Here is a 17,686-nt window from a genome sequence, read left to right on the forward strand (position 1 = left end):
CCGGTGGCCGGTCACCGCGGACCGGTCACCGGGGCCCGTCCCGTCACTGCGGCGTCGTGACGTTGTTGAACGGCAGCTTCGGCTCGGCCCACGGGAACACGACGAACATCAGCAGCGCCACCACGCCGGACACGAGCACCAGCGCCTCCAGGACCCGCACCGGCAGGGGGCCGGGCAGGTGGCGCCAGATCCAGCCGTACATCAACTCTCCTTCATCGCGTCGGGCACGAAGTCGGGCGCCTTGGGGTAGCTGTCGGTGAGCACCGCGTGCACGATCAGCCGCTGCTTGTCCGAGAAGCGCGGGTGGCAGGTCGTCAGCGTCATCAGCGACGCCTGCTGCGCCGCGGCGAGCTCGCCCTCGAAGTAGGGCACCGGGGCGATCACCTCGCCCTGGGTGGGCAGCACGATCTCCTGGCCGAAGGTCCTGTCGTAGGGCGCGCCCAGCGGCGAGACCTTCTGGCACTTCGGGTTGGCCTGCTTCTCCGCCCAGCCGCCCAGTTCGTCGGACATCGGCAGCACCCGGTAGACGAACCACTGGATCTGCGTCTCGACCACGATGGCGTCGCACGAGCCGAGCAGGTCCAGGTCGTTGAACGGCGCGCCCTTGCCGACGCGGTGGCCGGCCACGGAGAAGTTGCCCGGCTCACCCGGCAGCGCGGTGTTCTTGTAGTGGCCGGGACCGATCTCCAGGTCCTTGTCCGTGGTGCCCTCGACGATCGAGAACCGGTAGTCCGGGCCGAAGGCCGGGATGTACATCTTGGCGAACGCCTGGCCGTCGAGCAGGTCGTACTTGGCCTGGCGCTGCTGGTCGGGCGCCTCGACGGTGTTGGCGCCCCACTGATCGTCGAGGGCCTGGGTGGCGTCGTCCTGCTTGCCCGCCGAGATGAGGTCGGTGACGTAGACCTCGTAGACGACGAACAGGAGGATGACCAGGCCCAGGGTGATCAGCGTCTCGCCGAAGGCGCGGACGGCCTTGCGGCCCGGGGTGTCCGGGAGGAGGGCGGGGCGGTCGTCCTCGTGCTCGTCGTCGTCCCGGTCCCGGCCCTCGTGCTCGTAGGCGTCGTCCTCGTCGTAGTACTCGTCGTCCTCGTAGCGGTCGTCGTGGTCGTGGAGGTCGTCCTCGACGGCCGGGATGACCTCCGTGGGCGGGTCCGCGGGACGGGGGCGGTGCGGTGGGCGGGGCGCGCCGGGGCGGAGTGCCTGCGGGTGGGGTGCCTGCGGGTGAGGCGCCTGCGGGTGAGGCGCCGGGGCGTGGTGCGCCGGTGGCGCGGGCGGCTGCGGGTGCGGCGCCCGGGGGTGGGCGCCGGGCGCCGGTTGGAGGCTGCCCGAGAAGGCGTTGGTGTAGGTGGTGTCCGCGTTCGGCTGGACCGGGGCGGTGTACCGGGTGGCGTCGGGGTCCGGCGCGGGGCGGGGACGCCTGCCGCCGGGCGGTGAGCCGCCCAGGCGGGCACCGAGGTCCGTCCGGGGGTTGTGCTCGGCCCGGGCGCCCGCGGGGACCTGAGGGGTGCTCACAGGGGCGTGAGGGGGCTCGGGCGCGCGGCGGCGACCGACGGGTTCCGGGTCTTCGGGCGCGCGGCGGCGGCCGGTGGGCTCCGGCGCCTCCGGGGCGCGACGCCTGCCGCCGGGTTCGGCGTCCTCGAAGGCGCGCCGGCCGGCGGCCGGGTCCTCGAAGGCGCGTCGGCCGGGCTGGTCCTCGAACGCCCGTCGACCGGGGGTCGGGTCCTCGAACGCACCTCGGTGCGAGGGGTCGGCGTCCTCCCGGGGCGCGCGTCGACCGGGCGGCGGGTCCGCGTCGAAGGGCCTCCCCGCGCCGGGTCCCGGCTCACCGGTGACAAGATCACCCGGTCGGCCGAATCCCCGGGGTGGGGTCGCCGGGCGCTCGGGCGCGCCGCCCGCCGGGCCGGGCCGGTCGAAGCCGCCGGGCGGGGTCGCCGGGCGGCCGCCCGCGACGCCTCCCGCCGGCTCGCCGAAGCGGTCGACGGCCTCGCCGCGGAAGGGGGGCGCGCCGGCCGGCCGAGGTGGACCGCCGGGGCGCTCGACACCGCCGGGAGGGGGGAAACCCGCTGGTGGCGTGGCCGGACGGGGCACGCCGCCCGGCGGCGTGGGCGGGCGGTCGAGGTGGCGCGGCGCGGGTCGCGGGCGGTCGAAACCGCCCGGCGGGGTGGGCGGCCGGGCGCCCGGCGGGACCTGTTCGCCCGGTGCCTGCGGCGGCTGCGGTCCGGGTCGTGGCGGCCGGCCCGACGGGCCGCCTTGCGGCGGAGGCGGGTCGTAGCTCACCGGGTGACCTCCCAAGCCGAACGTTCCAGGACTACACAGCGCTTTAGCAGCCTGCTTGGTTACGTTAACGTGTTCATCCAGCAGTGGGCGTGAACTCACCCCGCTGAAGACCTACCCACCCGTCAGGCGAGGACGTCATGCCCAAGTCCAAGGTCCGCAAGAAGGCCGCCTACACGGCGCCTGCCGATCGCCGCACCCCGGTGAAGGTCAAGGCCGCGGGGCCGTCGCACCCCGTCTACGTAGCCGTGATGCTCGGCATGATGCTGTTGGGGCTCGCGTGGCTGGTGGTCAACTACATCGCGGGCGAGCAGGTGCCCGTCATGATGGACCTCGGTCCCTGGAACTTCGCCATCGGCTTCGCCCTGATGATCGTGGGCCTGCTGATGACCATGAAGTGGCGCTGACCGCGCTACGCCACGTGGCCGACGGCCCGGACGTTCACCACGTCCGGGCCGTTCCGCGTTACCCGGTCGTTCACCGCGTTCACCTCGCGGTCACCGAAGCACAGCGTTGTAAGTCATCCCCAATGGGGACAACTCCTGTGGACAACTTTGCGACAAAATGCACAAGCGCCGGTCCGGGGCTCCAGTTGTCCACAAGCGCGGGAGGCCCGACAGCGTGAACCAACCCCGTTCCTGGTCGCCCCGACCCGGCCTGGTCGGCCTCGCCTGGGGCTTGGCCGCGGCATCGCTGCTGGTCACGGTCCTCAGCTCGGAGGCGACCACCCGGCTGCTGCTGGGCCTGGCCACGTTGTTGCTGGTCGGGCTGGGTGCGCACGGCGCGCACGTGCGGCCCCGGCTGACCGCGGACGACGCCGGGCTGACGGTGCGCACGCTCGCCGGCGCCCGGCTGCTGCCGTGGCACGAGGTCAAGGTGCGGCTGGAGCACACCCGCCGGTTGGGGCGGGAGAGCGTGGCGCTGGAGCTGGACTGGGAGCGCGGCGAGGACGAGCGGCTGTTCGTGCTGACCTGGGTGGACCTGGGCGCCGACCCGCGTGACGTCGCGGACGTCCTGCACGCGCTGCGGCCCTAGCCGGGCGGTTCGCCCGCCGGTCCCGGTCAGAGGAGCTGCCCGGTGCGCACGGCGGTGAGGACGACCAGCAGCAGGACCGCGCCCGCCACCGCGACGAGCTGGTAGGTGTTCCGGTTCTGCCGGGGCGCGTAGACCAGGCCCGCGGCCACCGCCGCGCCCACGACCAGGCCGCCGAGGTGCCCCAGCAGGGAAATACCCGGGAGGGTGAAGCTGAGGACGACGTTCAGGCCGATCACGCCGAGGGCGGGCCCGGCGTTGAGCCGGAGCCGCAGGACGGCCACCAGCATCGCGCCCATCAGGCCGTACACCGCGCCCGAGGCGCCCGCCACGAGCGTGTTGATCGCCCCGAACAGGTAGACCGCGACGCCGCCGCCGAGCAGGGACACCAGGTACACGGCGGTGTACCGCAGCCTGCCGAACGCGGGTTCCAGGTCACGCCCGAGCACGTACAGCGCGATCATGTTCGGGCCGAGGTGCGCGGGCCCGTAGTGCAGGAACCCGGACGTCACCAGCCGCCACCACTCGTCGTAGACGGCGACGCCCGGCGTCCACATCACCAGGTCGCCGAACAGCCGCGCGCCGCTGTTGGCCGCCAGGCTGCCCGCCTGCCACGCCGTGAGCAGGTACATCAGCACGTTGACCGCGATCAGCACCGGGGTGACGACGAGCTTGCGGCCGGTGACCTCGGCGCCGGCGAACGTGCGCGGCGCGCGCACGGTGCGGCTGCCCTCGTTCACGCAGTCGACGCACTGGTAGCCGACGGACGCCTCGCGCAGGCACTCCGGGCACGCCGGCCGGTCGCAGCGGGTGCACCGCAGGCCGGTGGCCCGGTCGGGGTGGCGCGCGCAGACCTGAGGTCCGGGCGGTACCCCGATCGGGTCACCGGGCGGCGGGGTGATCGGCGAGTCGGCCACTCAGCCTCGCTCGATCGAGACCTTCTGGATCACCACGTCGGTCACCGGGCGGTCGCCGGCGCCGGTCGGGGTGCTGCCGATCGCGTCCACGACGTTGCGGGACTCCTGGTCGGCCACCTCGCCGAAGATCGTGTGCTTGAAGTTCAGCCACGTGGTCGGCGCGACCGTGATGAAGAACTGGGAGCCGTTGGAGTTGGGGCCGGCGTTGGCCATGGCCAGCAGGTACGGCTTGTTGAACTGGAGCTCCGGGTGGAACTCGTCGGCGAACTTGTAGCCGGGGCCGCCGCGGCCGGTGCCGGTCGGGTCGCCGCCCTGGAGCATGAAGCCGGAGATCACCCGGTGGAAGATCGCACCGTCGTAGAACGGGCCCGACGCCTCGCCCTTGGCGTTCGGCTCGGTGTAGTTCCTGGTGCCCTCCGCCAGACCGACGAAGTTGGCCACCGTCTTGGGTGCGTGGTCGGGGAACAGGTTGATGCGGATGTCTCCCTGCGACGTGTGCAGGGTCGCCGTCACCTTGGTCCCGACGAACGATTCGTTGCTGTCAGCCACGCACCCATCGTGCCATCACCGGGCGAGGTGGTTGGGGAAGGGGCAGGATGGGTATTGCCTCGACGGGAACTGACCGACAGCTTCTGGAGCGCGATATGGATGAGGTGGACGCCATGACCCGGGCAGGGGAGCGAGCCGGGGAGTCGGTCGGCAAAGCGGTGCGCGCGGTCCGCCGCGGTGCGGTCCGCGCAGGTCACGCCGGTGCGGGCGCCGCTGCCCAGCTCGCGGAACGAGCCGAGGGCGCCCTCGCCGAGCGCGGTGTGACCAGGGACTACGTCCGCGTTGTCGTCGCCGACAAGGCGGGCGCGCTGGTGGAGAAGGCCGAGGAGGTCGAGAAGTCGACCCGCCGGAGCCGCAAGCAGCTCGCCAAGCGCGCGAAGGTGGTCCGCAAGGACCTGGCCAAGGCCGCCGAGCGGGCCCGCAAGGAGGCCAAGGTGCGCGCGAAGGACGTGCGCAAGGCCGCCAAGCAGGCGCGCAAGGAGCTGGCCGCGGCCAACGCGCCCCGGCCGCGTCGCTGGCCGTGGGTGCTGGGCGTGCTCGCCGCCGCCGCGGTGGCGGGCTACCTCGCCCTGACCAAGCGCCCGCAGGAGGTGCACCTGGAGGAGGAGGTCGTGGAGCCCACGACCGACACCACCAGGACCACCCCCGCCGAGCCCGTGCAGCCGCACGCGGCCCGCAACGGCCAGGTCTCCGACCACAGCCGCAGCTGACCGACCGGGTTCTCGCGCCCGCCTGCCCGTCAGGCGGGCGCGAAGCCGTGCTCAGAGGCCGAGGTTGGCCACGACCTGCTTGACGACCTCGCGAGCCTTGATCGTCTGCTTCTGGTTGCTGGTCACCACCACGGCGCTGCCGCCCTTGGCCACCGCGTAGACCGCGCCGCCGTCGGTCGTGAGCGACCCGCCCTCCCAGCCGGCGGGTTCCGTCGCCGGGTTGGAGTCGGCGACCGGCGCGGCCCGGTCGACCACGGCCTCCGCCGTCTCCGGGTCGCCGTCGAACACCCAGACGGACAGCTGCACCTCGGTCGCGTTCGCGTAGAAGAAGCACGCCGGGTCGGGCTGGTCGGCGGACAACCGAACCTTCCGCACGAGCTGCCCGTTCGCCTCCTGCACGAACGAGGTACCCAGGTAGGGGCACTGGCCGTCGACGGTCGGCTCCGGCGCGGGCGGCGGCCCGGCGGGTGCGTTCACCGTGGTGGTGGCGGTGCTCGTGGTCGTCGAGGTGGCGACGGGCTCGTCCGTGCCGCAGGCGGTGACCGCGCCGAGGAGCAGCAGGGACGGCAGTGCGGTGAGCAGCAGTCGGTTCATAGGGGCGCAAGTCAACCAGATGGGCCCTCATGGAATCGACAGGGTGACTACCTAGGCACGCAACGTCATGTTGGTTAGCGTGTTAATACCCTGCCGGCCGCCCCTGCTGTGAAGGACTGAGTTCGCATGAACGTTCTTCTTGACCGCGGTCGCGACCACGCCATCGCCGTCTTCCGGATCGTCGTCGGCGTGTTGTTCATGTGCCACGGAGCGCAGAAGCTGTTCGGCGTGCTGGGGTCCAAGGGTGCCGTGTCGATCACCGACTGGCCGTCCGGCCCGGCCGGTCTGATCGAGTTCGTCGGTGGCGCGTTGATCGTCATCGGCCTCGGCACCAGGGTCGCCGCGCTGATCTCTTCGGGCGCGATGGCCTACGCGTACTTCGTGGTTCACCAGCCCGCCGGGCTCCTGCCCATCCAGAACAAGGGCGAGCTGGCCGCGGTGTACTCGTGGGTGTTCCTGCTGCTGGCGTTCACCGGTCCCGGCTCTTGGGCCGTCGACAACGTGATCGCCGCGCGCAAGCAGGAACGGGCACCGCTCGTGGGCGCGAACGCATAAGGCAGAGGCACATGACGAGGGCCCGCACCCAGCGGCATTGGGTGCGGGCCCTCACCCCTGTCACCGCCACGTCCCGAGCGTCCAAGACGTGGGACGGATGACGGGGTCACCCCCAGTAAAACACGAAGAACCCCCGTGATCCCCATCACCCGGCTGAAGCGCCCGAAGTCCCGTGTCCGAAATGCCCACTCGGCTCGGGCCCACACGGCCGCACCACCACTGGGCCACCCGCACGCACCGAGCCGGCGCGGCCACCGATACCAGGGATCCCAACCCGACCACGCGCACCACGAGCACCGCACCGGGCAGACCCGACCGCACCCAACGCGAGCACCGCATAGGGCGAACCGGTCGCACGGAACGCGAGCACCGCATCGGGGGTCCGGGGGGCGAAGCCCCGCCGGGCGGGGTGCGGGGGTCGCACCCCCGCAAAATGCGACCAGGCGAGGCGGTTCGCGCTCTCCGCGAACACACCTCGCCTGTCGTCGAGTGGAGACGAGGGGAATCGAACCCCTAACCCCCGCCTTGCAAAGGCGGTGCTCTGCCAATTGAGCTACGTCCCCCTCACGAGGGGCGGCAGATCGACCGCCCTCGCGGGTCAGACGGTGGGAGCGGTGGCCTCGCGCCACAGGTCCGCGTCGGCCTTGGCCGAGCGGGTCCGCTTGACGAAGAACAAGACCGCACCGGCAACCGCAACGAGCGCGATGATCTTCTTCACGGCGATTCCCCTCTGCATGCCTGTGACACTTCCGGTGGGCCTAGGAGGACTCGAACCTCCGACCTCTTCGTTATCAGCGAAGCGCTCTAACCGTCTGAGCTATAGGCCCTTGGAGCAACGACGAGAACCTTACCCCACTCCCCATCGCGGCTCCAAAACGGGTGGTCACTCCCGCTCGGACAGCGTGACCTCCAGGCCGCCGGCCAGGTCGGCGGACACGTTGTAGACGAACGAGCCGACCGTCGCCAGGGCCGTGAGCAGCACGATGTTCACCGCGCCCACGATCGCCGCCACGCCGAACACGCGGCCGGCGCTGATCAACGGGTCACCGCTGGGCTCGTTGCCCTGGAGCAGGTCGTTGGCGGTGTTGTTGATCTTGTCCCACACGCCCATGCCGTTCAGCACGCCGTACAGCACGCCGACCGCCACCAGCCACACGAAGAACAGCGCCACGCTCAGCACCAGCGCGAGCTTCAGCACCGACCACGGGTCGACCCGCTTCACCTGGAGGCTCGCCCGCCGGGGCCCGCGGCCGGGGCGGCGCGCCGACGACGCCGACGCCTGCGGCCTGCTGCCGGCCGCGCCCAGGTTCACCTGCGTGCGCGGCGCGGACGCGCCGGGCGCCACCGGCCGGGCCACGGACACCGTGTCCGGGTCCGTGTCCGGGTACGCGGGCGGCGAACCGGGGTTCCCCGGCAACCGCACCGACACCGTCGGCTGGTCGTCCGCACCGGCCACCAGGTCGGCGGGCCCCACCTGCTGGGCCTCGCCGTACTGGTTCTCGCTGGTCACCCGCTGCCAGGGGGGCGGCGCGGCCGTGTGGTGGTCGTCCTTCTCCCCCGCCTTGTCCCCGGCCTTGTCCTTGGTGTCCCCGGCCGGGGTGGGCTGCTCGGACGCCCCCGAGGCGTCGGCCGCCGGCTGCTCGGCGACGTCCGCCGGTGTCGCCCCGTCATCCGGACGGGTGATCACCGCTGTCTTGTCCTCTTGCTTCTCGGGTGGAGTCACGAGCAGTCCTCAACCTCTCGTTCGCGCGCTAGTTGGCGGGGTCGGCCTGGTCGACCGAACCGCCGTCACCAGTGGTGACGTCGGTGGGCTCGTCGGCGTTGCGCGCCACCGCGATCAGGGTGGTCCCTTCGCCGAGGTTCATCAACCGCACGCCCTTCGTCTGCCGGCCCGCCTTGCGCACCTCCTTCGCGCTGGTCCTGATGACCCCACCCGAAGAGGTGATCGCGTACAGCTCGTCGTCGACGTCGACGATGAGCGCGCCGACAAGCCTCCCACGCCTGCGGTCGTGCTGGATGGTGAGCACACCCTTGCCACCGCGACCTTGAACGGGGTAGTCCTCGATCGGCGTGCGCTTGGCGTACCCACCGTCAGTGGCCACCAAAACAAACCGACCCTCTTGGACGACGCCCACCGAAAGCAGCTCGTCACCGGTGTTGAAGCGCATGCCCAGCACGCCCGAGGTGGCCCGGCCCATCGGCCGCAGCGCCTCGTCGCTCGCGTGGAACCGGATCGACTGGCCGTCCGCCGAGATGAGCTGGAGGTCGTCGTCGGCCGAGCACAGCACCGCGCCCACCAGCTCGTCGTCGTCGCGCAGGTTGATGCCGATCAGGCCGCCGGACCGGTTCGAGTCGAAGTCCGACAGCTTCGACTTCTTGACCAGGCCCTTCTTGGTCGCCAGCACCAGGTAGGGCGCCACCTGGTAGTTCTTGATCTGGATGACCTGGGCGATCTCCTCCTCCGGCTGGAACGCCAGGAGGTTGGCCACGTGCTGGCCGCGCGCGTTGCGGTTGGCCTCGGGCAGCTCGTACGCCTTGGCCCGGTACACCCGGCCCTTGTTCGTGAAGAACAGGATCCAGTCGTGCGTGGAGCACACGAAGAAGTGCTGCACGATGTCGTCCTGCTTGAGCTGCGCGCCCTGCACGCCCTTGCCGCCGCGCTTCTGCGAGCGGTACAGGTCGGTCTTCGTGCGCTTCGCGTAACCCGTGCGAGTGATCGTCACGACGACGTCCTCGACCGCGATCAGGTCCTCCAGCGACACGTCGCCGTCGAACGGCACGATCTTGGTGCGCCGGTCGTCACCGTGCTTCTCGACGATCGCCAGCAGCTCTTCGCGCACGATCGCGCGCTGCCGCTCCGGCTTCTCGAGGATGTCCTTGAGGTCCGCGATCTCGACCTCGATCTCGGCCAGCTGGTCGATGATCTTCTGCCGCTCCAGGGCCGCCAGGCGGCGGAGCTGCATCTCCAGGATCGCGTTGGCCTGGATCTCGTCGACGTCCAGCAGCTCCATCAGGCCGGTGCGCGCCGCCTCGGGCGTGGGCGACCGGCGGATCAGGGCGATCACCGCGTCGAGCTGGTCGAGCGCCTTGACCAGGCCGCGCAGCACGTGGGCCCGCTCCTCGGCCTTGCGCAGCCGGAACCGCGTGCGCCGGACGATGACCTCGATCTGGTGCTTCACGTAGTGGCGGATCATCTGGTCCAGCCGCAGCGTGCGCGGCACGCCGTCGACCAGGGACAGCATGTTCACGCCGAACGAGTACTGGAGCTGGGTGTGCTTGTAGAGGTTGTTCAGCACCACCTTGGCCACCGCGTCGCGCTTGAGCGTGATCACGATGCGCATGCCGGCGCGGCGGTTCGACTCGTCGGCGATGTTGGCGATGCCGGTCAGCTTGCCGTCGCGGACGAGCGTGGCGATGCTCTCCACCAGGTTGTCCGGGTTGACCTGGTAGGGCAGCTCGGAGACGACCAGGATGGTGCGCCCCTTGGCGTCCTCGTCCACGTCGACGACCGCGCGCATCTTCACCGAGCCGCGACCGGTGCGGTAGGCGTCCTCGATGCCCGCGGTGCCCAGGATCAGGCCGTAGGTCGGGAAGTCGGGGCCCTTGACCCGCTGGATCAGCGCCTCCAGCGTCTCCTCGTCGGAGGCGTCGGGGTTGTCCAGCGCCCACACCACGCCGTCCGCGACCTCGCGCAGGTTGTGCGGCGGGATGTTGGTCGCCATGCCGACCGCGATGCCGGAGCTGCCGTTGATCAGCAGGTTCGGCACGCGTGACGGCAGGACCGTCGGCTCCTGGATGCGACCGTCGTAGTTGTCGCGGAAGTCGACGGTGTCTTCCTCGATGTCGGCCAGCATCTGCATGGCCAACGGCGTGAGGCGGCACTCGGTGTACCTCATGGCGGCCGCCGGGTCGTTGCCCTGGGAGCCGAAGTTGCCCTGGCCGTCGATCAGCGGGTAGCGCAGGGCCCACGGCTGGGCCAGGCGGACCAGCGCGTCGTAGATCGCCGAGTCGCCGTGCGGGTGGTAGTTGCCCATCACGTCGCCGACGACGCGGGCGCACTTGTTGTAGCTGCGGTCCGGGCGGAAGCCCGAGTCGAACATCGAGTACAGCACGCGCACGTGCACCGGCTTGAGGCCGTCGCGCACGTCGGGCAGGGCTCGGCCGACGATCACGCTCATCGCGTAATCGATGTACGAGTTCTGCATCTCCTGCTGGATGTCGCGCGGCTCGGTCCGGTCCTCACCGGCAGGGGGCAGCGTCGTCTCGCTCACAGTGCACTTCCTTCAGAAAGCCGGGGAGGTGGGTCAGACGTCGAGGAACCGCACGCCCTTGGCGTTGCGGGTGATGAACGACCGGCGGGCTTCGACGTCCTCGCCCATCAGCACGCTGAACAGCTCGTCGGCCGCCGCGGCGTCGTCCATCGTGACCTGGAGCAGCACCCGGTTGGCCGGGTCCATGGTCGTCTCCCACAGCTCCTCGGCGTTCATCTCGCCGAGGCCCTTGTAGCGCTGGATGTTGTCGTCCTTGCCGATCTTCTTGCCCGCGGCGAGGCCCTGCTCGATCAGGCCGTCGCGCTCGCGGTCGGAGTAGGCGTACTCCGGCTCGGCGCGCTGCCACTTGATCTTGTAGAGCGGCGGCTGCGCCAGGTAGACGTGGCCGTGCTCGATCAGCGGGCGCATGAAGCGGAACAGCAGGGTGAGCAGCAGGGTGCGGATGTGCTGGCCGTCGACGTCGGCGTCGGCCATCAGCACGATCTTGTGGTAGCGCAGCTTCGACAGGTCGAAGTCCTCGTGGATGCCGGTGCCCATCGCGGTGATCAGCGACTGGACCTCGTTGTTCTTCAGCACGCGGTCGATGCGCGCCTTCTCCACGTTGATGATCTTGCCGCGGATCGGCAGGATCGCCTGGAACATGGAGTCCCGGCCCTCCTTGGCCGAGCCGCCCGCGGAGTCGCCCTCCACGATGTAGAGCTCGCACTCCTCCGGGTTGGTGGAGCGGCAGTCCTTGAGCTTGCCGGGCAGGCCGCCGATGTCGAGGGCGCCCTTGCGGCGGACCAGCTCGCGGGCCTTGCGGGCGGCGATGCGCGCCTGGGCGGAGGACACCGCCTTGGTGACGATCGTCCTGGCCTCGTTGGGGTGCCGCTCGAACCAGTCGGCCAGGTGCTCGTTGGTCGACTTCTGCACGAACGACTTGGCCTCGCTGTTGCCCAGCTTGGTCTTGGTCTGGCCCTCGAACTGCGGCTCCTTGAGCTTGACCGAGATGATCGCGGCCAGGCCCTCGCGGATGTCGTCGCCGGTGAGGTTGGAGTCCTTCTCCTTGAGCAGCTTCTTGTCGCGCGCGTACTCGTTGACCACGCGGGTCAGCGCGGCGCGGAAGCCCTCCTCGTGGGTGCCGCCCTCGTGGGTGTTGATCGTGTTGGCGAAGGTGTAGACCGACGGCGTGTAGCCGGTGTTCCACTGCATCGCGACCTCGACCTCGAGGTCCTCGCCCTTCGCCTCGAACGAGACGACCTTCTGGTGGACGGCCTCGCGCGTGTGGTTGAGGTGGCGGACGAAGTCCTCCAGGCCGCCCGGGTAGTGGAAGGTGCGCTCGCGCACGGCGGCCACGTGGCCCTCGGCGTCGGCCTCCTCGTCGGCCTCCTGCACCCGCTCGTCGCGCAGGATGATCGTGAGGCCCTTGTTGAGGAAGGCCATCTCCTGGAGGCGGCGGGAGATCGTCTCGATGTTGTACTCGGTGGTCTCGAAGATCTCCGGGTCCGCCCAGAACGTGATCGAGGTGCCGGTGTCGGAGGTCGGCTCGCCCTTGCTCAGCTCGTGGGCCGGCTTGCTCCGCTCGAAGCGCTGGTTCCACGTGAAACCCTGGCGCTTGACCTCGACGTCCACCGCCGTGGACAGCGCGTTCACCACCGAGATGCCCACGCCGTGGAGGCCGCCGGACACCGCGTAGGAGTCGCTGTCGAACTTGCCGCCGGCGTGCAGCTTGGTCAGCACGACCTCCAGCGTCGGCCGCTTCTCCACCGGGTGCATGTCGATCGGGATGCCGCGGCCGTCGTCGATGACCCGGACGCCGCCGTCGGCCAGCAGCGTCACGTCGACCACGGTCGCGTGGCCGGCCATCGCCTCGTCGACGGAGTTGTCCACGACCTCCTGGATCAGGTGGTGCAGACCGCGCTCGCCGGTCGAGCCGATGTACATGCCGGGCCGCTTGCGGACTGCCTCCAAGCCCTCGAGGACGGTGATCGAGGACGCGCTGTACTCATTCTTGGCTGCCACGGGCCTGGTGTCTCCTCAGGACTTCAAAGCGACTTGAGACCGTCGCCGGGCGAACGCGTGCTTGCGCTACCCCTTGATTCTACCGGGGTGGACCGACAAAAACGCGTCGAGGACCCCCCTGGCTTCCTCACAGACGGCCCGAAGTGGAGGCCCGGGAGACCGACCGGCTGCCGGCGGGGTGAAAATCGGCTGGTGAGCGCTCATCGCGCCACAGGATCGCCGCTGCGGCCTCGGCGGCGGTCACCCGTAGGTGTCACGTGGCCCGCGGCCGGGCACGTGCCTGGGGCCGAAGCGCCAGTTCGGTGCCGCCGGGCCCTGCACCTTCAACCGCTTGACCACGCCGTCGCCGACGCCCGCGGCGATGCGCTTGAGCAGCTCGCGCTGGAGCAGCCGCAACTGGGTGGCCCACGCCGTGGAGTCGGCCTGGACGGTCAGCTCGCCGTCGTGGAACGCCACCGGCTGGGCGTGCTCGGCGACGTCCTCGCCGACCAGCTTCGCCCACCGGCCGAACACCTGTCCGCCGGCCAGCCGCTCGGCCCACCCCCGGTCGGCGGCGAGCCTGGACGCCAACCTGCCCAGCGGCTGCGGGTCGCGGTCGTCCGGGCCGGGGCCCGACCAGCGGCGGCGACGGCGGGCGGCGGCGTTCCGGGTGCCCTTGCGGACACCGCGCACCCCCCGCTCCTTGGCCGACGCGCGGGCGGCCTCCAGGGCGGCGCGGGCCAGGTCGGACCCCCGCAAGCCACCCTCTTGAGGGACCTCGCCTGTGGATATGTCCGATTCCACCCCAGAGTTATCCACACCATCCACAGGTTTGTCCCCAGATGTGTACCCATTCACGTCCATTCGGGTGACATCATCCGGCACGACGCACCTCCCCGTGGCCGACCGCGAAGCGGACCCCGTCCAGCTCCTCCGGCACGTCCTCCTCGACCGCGGCGGTGATCAGCACCTGCTCCGCGGCGGCCGCCACCTTCGCGAGCTGCCGCCGCCGGCCCCGGTCCAGCTCGGCGAACACGTCGTCCAGCACCAGCACCGGCTCGGCGCCCTCGGCGCGCAGCAGCTCGTACCCGCCCAGCCGCAGCGCCAGCGCGAACGACCACGACTCGCCGTGGCTCGCGTAGCCCTTCGCGGGCAGGTCGCCGAGCGCCAGCTCCAGGTCGTCGCGGTGCGGCCCGACCAGGCACACGCCCCGCTCCACCTCCTGCGACCGCACCCGGTGCAGCTCCGCCAGCAGCGCGTCCTCCAGCACCTCCCGGTCGTGCGAACCGGGGAACGCCTCCCCCAGGCTCGACCGGTACGCGATCCGCGCGGGCCGCGACTCCGGCGCCACCTCCGCGTACGCCGCGGCCACGTGCGGCGCGATGTCCGCCACCAGGTCCAGCCGGGCGGCCAGCAGCTCCGCGCCGTGCCGCGCCAGGTGCCCGTCCCACACGTCCAGCGTCGTGCCGTCCGCGCCGCGCACCGCGCGCATGCTCTTCAACAGCGCGCCCCGCTGCTTGAGCACCCGCTCGTAGTCGCCGCGCACACCGGCGTACCGGGGCGCGCGGGTGGTGAGCAGCTCGTCCAGGAACCTCCGCCGCTCACCGGGGTCGCCGCGCACCAGCGCCAGGTCCTCCGGCGCGAACAGCACCGTGCGCAGGATCCCCAGCACGTCGCGCGGGCGGGGCACCGGACCGCGGTTGATCCGCGCCCGGTTGGCCCGACCCGGCGTGACCTCCAGCTCGACCAGCAGCTCGCGCCCCTCGTTGACCACCGCCGCCCGCACCACCGCGCGGGACGCGCCGTGCCTGACCAGCGGCGCGTCCGTGGCCACCCGGTGCGAACCCAGGGTGGCCACGTAGCCGAGCGCCTCGACCAGGTTGGTCTTGCCCTGGCCGTTGCGCCCGACCAGCACGCTCACCCCGGGTTCGAACGCCAGGTCCGCGTGCTCCCACGACCTGAAGTCGGTGACCTGCAGGTGCCGGACGTACAACGGTCAGCTCTGGGTGGAGCCGGAACCGGAGGAGGGACCGGCGACCTGCACGGCGTGCCCGCCGAACTGGTTGCGCAGCGCCGCCACGGCCCGCATCGCGGGCGAGTCCTCCTGGCGCGACGCGAACCGGGCGAACAGCGCGGCGGAGATCACCGGCGCGGGCACCGCGTGGTTGATCGCCTCCTCCACGGTCCACCGGCCCTCGCCGGAGTCCTCGACGTGCCCGCGCAGGTCGTCCAGCTCGGGGTCCGACTCCAGCGCGCGGACCAGCAGGTCCAGCAGCCAGGAGCGGACGACCGTGCCGCGCTGCCACGCCTTGATCGTGGCCGGCACGTCCTGCACCAGCTCGGAGGCCTCCAGCAGCTCGAAGCCCTCCGCGTACGCCTGCATCAGGCCGTACTCGATGCCGTTGTGCACCATCTTCGCGAAGTGGCCCGCGCCGACCGGGCCCGCGTGCGCGAAGCCCTGCTCGCGCGGCCCCTCCGGGCGCAGCGCGTCGAAGATCGGCATGGCCCGCTCCACGTGCTCGGGCTCGCCGCCGACCATCAGGCCGTAGCCGTTCTCCAGGCCCCACACGCCACCGGACACGCCGCAGTCCAGGTAGCCGACGCCCTTGGCGCCCAGCGCCTCGGCGTTGTGCTTGTCGTCGGTGAACCGCGAGTTGCCGCCGTCGATCACGAGGTCACCGGGCTCCAGCAGGTCGCCCAGGTCGGCGATGGTCTGCCGGGTGATGTCGCCGGCGGGCACCATGACCCACACCACGCGCGGCGCGCTGAGCCTGCCGACCATGTCGGCGAGCGAGTCGGCGTCGGTGACTTCGGGGTTGCGGTCGTAGCCGACCACCTCGTGCCCGGCGCGGCGGATCCGCTCGCGCATGTTGAAGCCCATCTTGCCGAGGCCCACGAGTCCGAGCTGCACGGTCGTTGTCTCCCCTACGTCTGTTTGGTGATCAGCCGGGCAGGCGCACGGGCATCAGCAGGTAGAGGTAGCCGGGCGCCACGTTCCCATCTTCGTCCACCGGCTTGAGGAGCGCGGGCCGGCTGGGTGTGGTGAAGGACAAGTGCGCCCGCGGCGTGCGCACCGCCTGGAGCCCCTCCAGCAGGTACGAGGGGTTGAACGCGATGGTCACCGCGTCGCCGGTGTACTCGACCGGCAGCTCCTCCTCGGCGCTGCCCTCGTCGTCGCCACCCGCGGACAGGCGCAGGCCCGCGTCCACGAACTCCAGCCGGACCTGCGTGCCGCGCTCGGCGACCAGCGACACGCGCTTGATCGCCTGCACCAGGGCGTCGACCTCGATGACGGCGGCGGCCGAGTGCTCGGTGGGCAGCAGCTGGCGGTACTTGGGGAAGTCGGCGTCGAGCAGGCGCGTGGTCGTGCGGCGGTTGGCGCCGGACAGGCCCAGCAGCCCGTCGTTGCCCAGCGACAGCTCGACCTTCGCGCCGGACGCGCCCAGCGTCTTCGCGGCGTCGTTGAGCGTCTTGGCCGGGACCAGGACGGCGACCTCGCCCAGCGACTCGTTCGGCTCCCAGGGGAACTCGCGCATGGCCAGCCGGAAGCGGTCGGTCGCGACCAGCGTCAGCTTGCCCTCGCCGATCTCCAGGCGGACGCCGGTCAGCATCGGCAGCGTGTCGTCCTTGCCCGCCGCGACCGCGACCTGGGAGACGGCCTCGCCGAACACCTCGCCCGGCAGCTCGCCCGCGAGCTGGGGCATGGTCGGCAGCTGCGGGTAGTCCTCGACCGGCATGGTCGGCAGGGAGAACCGGGCGCTGCCGCACGAGATCGTCATCCGCGCGCCGTCCACCGCGATCTCCACCGGGTGGTTCGGCAGCGCCTTGGTGATGTCGGCCAGGAGCCGACCGGACACGAGCGCCCTGCCGCCGTCCGCGATGGTCGCCGGGACACCGCACTGAGCGGACACCTCGTAGTCGAACCCGGAGACGGTCAGCGCGTCCCCCGAGCCGTCCTCCGCCCCGGCGTCGAGCAGCACGCCACCGAGCACAGGCACCGGCGGCCGCGACGGCAGGCTGCGGGCGACCCAGGCGACGGCGTCGGCCAGCCCGTCGCGCTCGACGCGGATCTTCATGAGGGGGTCCTTCCTCAGGTCGGCATGAGCGGCAACAGCACGTGTTGCGGTGGGGTTGGGGAGCCGCGTCCCTCGCGGGTCGGTGCCGAACCGGTCTCCGACCCTCGGTGCGGAGGTCCCACCGTAGAGCGTCGGGGCGCGGTTCGTCACCTCGGGTCCGCCCCGGGGCGGAGCCGGTGTCCCCGGGGCCTGTTTTTGGTTTGTTCACTTCTTCAAGGGAAGACAACCGCAACAGCAGTAAGGGCTGTGGATTGTGTGGACAACGTCCGTTCTCGCTGCTCGTCGCCCACTTGGAGGTGTGGACGAACACGGGTCGTCACCCGGGGACAAGTCGGCGCACCTGGGGAGAACTACCGGCGTGCTCCGTTCGGTCCACAGGGAGGCCGAGTTGTCCCCGGGTTAATCCCCGGGTGTGGGCCGAGTTCTCCCCGGGTGCTGCACAGGGTGATCGTGGCGCGGATCTCCCCCCGCGGGGCAGGTGACCAGGCCTGTGGACAACTCGAACCCGCTGGTTCACCCGCTGTTCGCCGCCGCGGCCCCGGGTGCCGACCTGGGCGGACGGGCTTGAGGACCTTGGCGAACGGGCACGTCCGTCCCGATCGGGTGGTTGTCGCCGGACGGCCCTCGAACGGCCGGGGCACCCGGGTGCGGAGGGGGCCGGGAGGGGTTCGCGGCGCCCGCACCCGGGTGTGGACGGCGCGCCGGCGGCCGGGTCGGCGCGCCCCCGG

15 protein-coding genes, 2 tRNA genes and 2 pseudogenes are annotated in these 17,686 nt (G+C 71.3%); 4 read left to right on the forward strand and 15 right to left on the reverse strand.

Annotation, left to right across the window (positions count from 1 at the left end; genetic code table 11):
* Nucleotides 1-43 precede the first annotated feature (43 nt).
* Nucleotides 44-202 carry a hypothetical protein gene (locus tag ACFV4N_RS00755; protein WP_344034424.1) on the reverse strand — a complete coding sequence of 53 codons (159 nt, stop codon included), beginning with the start codon at nucleotides 200-202 and terminating at the stop codon, nucleotides 44-46.
* On the reverse strand, nucleotides 202-2,277 hold the full coding sequence (locus ACFV4N_RS00760; protein ID WP_499670387.1) for a class E sortase: 2,076 nt from the start codon (nucleotides 2,275-2,277) through the stop codon (nucleotides 202-204). The genes ACFV4N_RS00755 and ACFV4N_RS00760 overlap by 1 nt, the downstream gene beginning before the upstream one ends.
* A 137-nt stretch (nucleotides 2,278-2,414) precedes the next feature.
* Between ACFV4N_RS00760 and crgA the strand changes: the two genes are divergently transcribed.
* Nucleotides 2,415-2,681 carry a cell division protein CrgA gene (gene crgA, locus ACFV4N_RS00765; RefSeq protein WP_499670388.1) on the forward strand — a complete coding sequence of 89 codons (267 nt, stop codon included), beginning with the start codon at nucleotides 2,415-2,417 and terminating at the stop codon, nucleotides 2,679-2,681.
* Nucleotides 2,682-2,895: 214 nt separating this feature from the next.
* Entirely contained in the window at nucleotides 2,896-3,309 is a 414-nt protein-coding gene (locus ACFV4N_RS00770; protein WP_499670389.1) for a PH domain-containing protein, read from the forward strand.
* 26 nt (nucleotides 3,310-3,335) lie between these two features.
* Here the strand turns inward: ACFV4N_RS00770 and ACFV4N_RS00775 are convergent, their stop codons facing one another.
* Together ACFV4N_RS00775 and ACFV4N_RS00780 are read right to left on the reverse strand one after the other, a co-directional pair.
* Nucleotides 3,336-4,223: a rhomboid family intramembrane serine protease gene (locus tag ACFV4N_RS00775; RefSeq protein ID WP_499670390.1), complete on the reverse strand. Its 888-nt coding sequence runs from the start codon at nucleotides 4,221-4,223 to the stop codon at nucleotides 3,336-3,338.
* Nucleotides 4,224-4,772: a peptidylprolyl isomerase gene (locus tag ACFV4N_RS00780; RefSeq protein ID WP_499670391.1), complete on the reverse strand. Its 549-nt coding sequence runs from the start codon at nucleotides 4,770-4,772 to the stop codon at nucleotides 4,224-4,226.
* Nucleotides 4,773-4,885: 113 nt separating this feature from the next.
* Here ACFV4N_RS00780 and ACFV4N_RS00785 point away from each other — a divergent pair, with 113 nt between their 5' ends.
* Complete coding sequence (locus ACFV4N_RS00785; RefSeq protein WP_499670392.1) at nucleotides 4,886-5,482, forward strand: hypothetical protein; 597 nt, start codon at nucleotides 4,886-4,888, stop codon at nucleotides 5,480-5,482.
* 51 nt (nucleotides 5,483-5,533) lie between these two features.
* On the opposite strand, the gene ACFV4N_RS00790 is transcribed toward ACFV4N_RS00785, so the two are convergent.
* Complete coding sequence (locus tag ACFV4N_RS00790; protein ID WP_499670393.1) at nucleotides 5,534-6,076, reverse strand: DUF2020 domain-containing protein; 543 nt, start codon at nucleotides 6,074-6,076, stop codon at nucleotides 5,534-5,536.
* Nucleotides 6,077-6,202: 126 nt separating this feature from the next.
* On the opposite strand from ACFV4N_RS00790, the gene ACFV4N_RS00795 reads away from it, so the two are divergent.
* A complete protein-coding gene (locus ACFV4N_RS00795; RefSeq protein WP_499670394.1) occupies nucleotides 6,203-6,631 on the forward strand; it encodes a DoxX family protein in 429 nt (142 codons plus the stop codon).
* 490 nt (nucleotides 6,632-7,121) lie between these two features.
* On the opposite strand, the gene ACFV4N_RS00800 is transcribed toward ACFV4N_RS00795, so the two are convergent.
* From ACFV4N_RS00800 to dnaN, 10 genes and pseudogenes are all read right to left on the reverse strand, one after another.
* Nucleotides 7,122-7,194: transfer RNA gene (locus tag ACFV4N_RS00800), tRNA-Ala, on the reverse strand.
* Between the two features lie 41 nt (nucleotides 7,195-7,235).
* A pseudogene (locus ACFV4N_RS00805) lies at nucleotides 7,236-7,349 on the reverse strand (DLW-39 family protein); the annotation flags it as partial.
* A gap of 35 nt (nucleotides 7,350-7,384) precedes the next feature.
* A tRNA-Ile gene (locus ACFV4N_RS00810) sits at nucleotides 7,385-7,458 on the reverse strand.
* Nucleotides 7,459-7,514: 56 nt separating this feature from the next.
* On the reverse strand, nucleotides 7,515-8,354 hold the full coding sequence (locus ACFV4N_RS00815; RefSeq protein ID WP_499670395.1) for a DUF3566 domain-containing protein: 840 nt from the start codon (nucleotides 8,352-8,354) through the stop codon (nucleotides 7,515-7,517).
* A gap of 28 nt (nucleotides 8,355-8,382) precedes the next feature.
* A complete protein-coding gene (gyrA, locus tag ACFV4N_RS00820) occupies nucleotides 8,383-10,902 on the reverse strand; it encodes a DNA gyrase subunit A (RefSeq protein WP_499670396.1) in 2,520 nt (839 codons plus the stop codon).
* Between the two features lie 33 nt (nucleotides 10,903-10,935).
* Entirely contained in the window at nucleotides 10,936-12,903 is a 1,968-nt protein-coding gene (gyrB, locus tag ACFV4N_RS00825; protein WP_499670397.1) for a DNA topoisomerase (ATP-hydrolyzing) subunit B, read from the reverse strand.
* Between the two features lie 240 nt (nucleotides 12,904-13,143).
* Complete coding sequence (locus ACFV4N_RS00830) at nucleotides 13,144-13,641, reverse strand: DciA family protein (RefSeq protein ID WP_499670398.1); 498 nt, start codon at nucleotides 13,639-13,641, stop codon at nucleotides 13,144-13,146.
* 115 nt (nucleotides 13,642-13,756) lie between these two features.
* The gene (gene recF / locus ACFV4N_RS00835) at nucleotides 13,757-14,875 is read right to left on the reverse strand and encodes a DNA replication/repair protein RecF (protein ID WP_499670399.1); all 1,119 of its coding nucleotides are present in this window, start codon (nucleotides 14,873-14,875) and stop codon (nucleotides 13,757-13,759) included.
* A gap of 3 nt (nucleotides 14,876-14,878) precedes the next feature.
* Nucleotides 14,879-15,796: pseudogene (gene gnd / locus ACFV4N_RS00840) on the reverse strand (phosphogluconate dehydrogenase (NAD(+)-dependent, decarboxylating)); the annotation flags it as partial.
* 28 nt (nucleotides 15,797-15,824) lie between these two features.
* Nucleotides 15,825-16,958 (reverse strand): DNA polymerase III subunit beta, encoded by a 1,134-nt coding sequence (gene dnaN / locus ACFV4N_RS00845; RefSeq protein WP_499670400.1) that lies wholly within the window; start codon nucleotides 16,956-16,958, stop codon nucleotides 15,825-15,827.
* Nucleotides 16,959-17,686 lie beyond the last annotated feature (728 nt).

The sequence above is a fragment of the Actinosynnema sp. NPDC059797 genome, assembly GCF_042732085.1.
Lineage (GTDB): Bacteria > Actinomycetota > Actinomycetes > Mycobacteriales > Pseudonocardiaceae > Actinosynnema.

What these genes read in the sequence shown, in the direction of transcription:
- crgA (WP_499670388.1), top strand. Translation starts at nt 2,415, where the DNA reads ATGCCCAAGTCCAAGGTCCGCAAGAAGGCCGCCTACACGGCGCCTGCC.
- ACFV4N_RS00790 (WP_499670393.1), bottom strand. Translation starts at nt 6,076, where the DNA reads ATGAACCGACTGCTGCTCACCGCACTGCCGTCCCTGCTGCTCCTCGGC.
- ACFV4N_RS00755 (WP_344034424.1), bottom strand. Translation starts at nt 202, where the DNA reads ATGTACGGCTGGATCTGGCGCCACCTGCCCGGCCCCCTGCCGGTGCGG.
- dnaN (WP_499670400.1), bottom strand. Translation starts at nt 16,958, where the DNA reads ATGAAGATCCGCGTCGAGCGCGACGGGCTGGCCGACGCCGTCGCCTGG.
- ACFV4N_RS00785 (WP_499670392.1), top strand. Translation starts at nt 4,886, where the DNA reads ATGACCCGGGCAGGGGAGCGAGCCGGGGAGTCGGTCGGCAAAGCGGTG.
- ACFV4N_RS00795 (WP_499670394.1), top strand. Translation starts at nt 6,203, where the DNA reads ATGAACGTTCTTCTTGACCGCGGTCGCGACCACGCCATCGCCGTCTTC.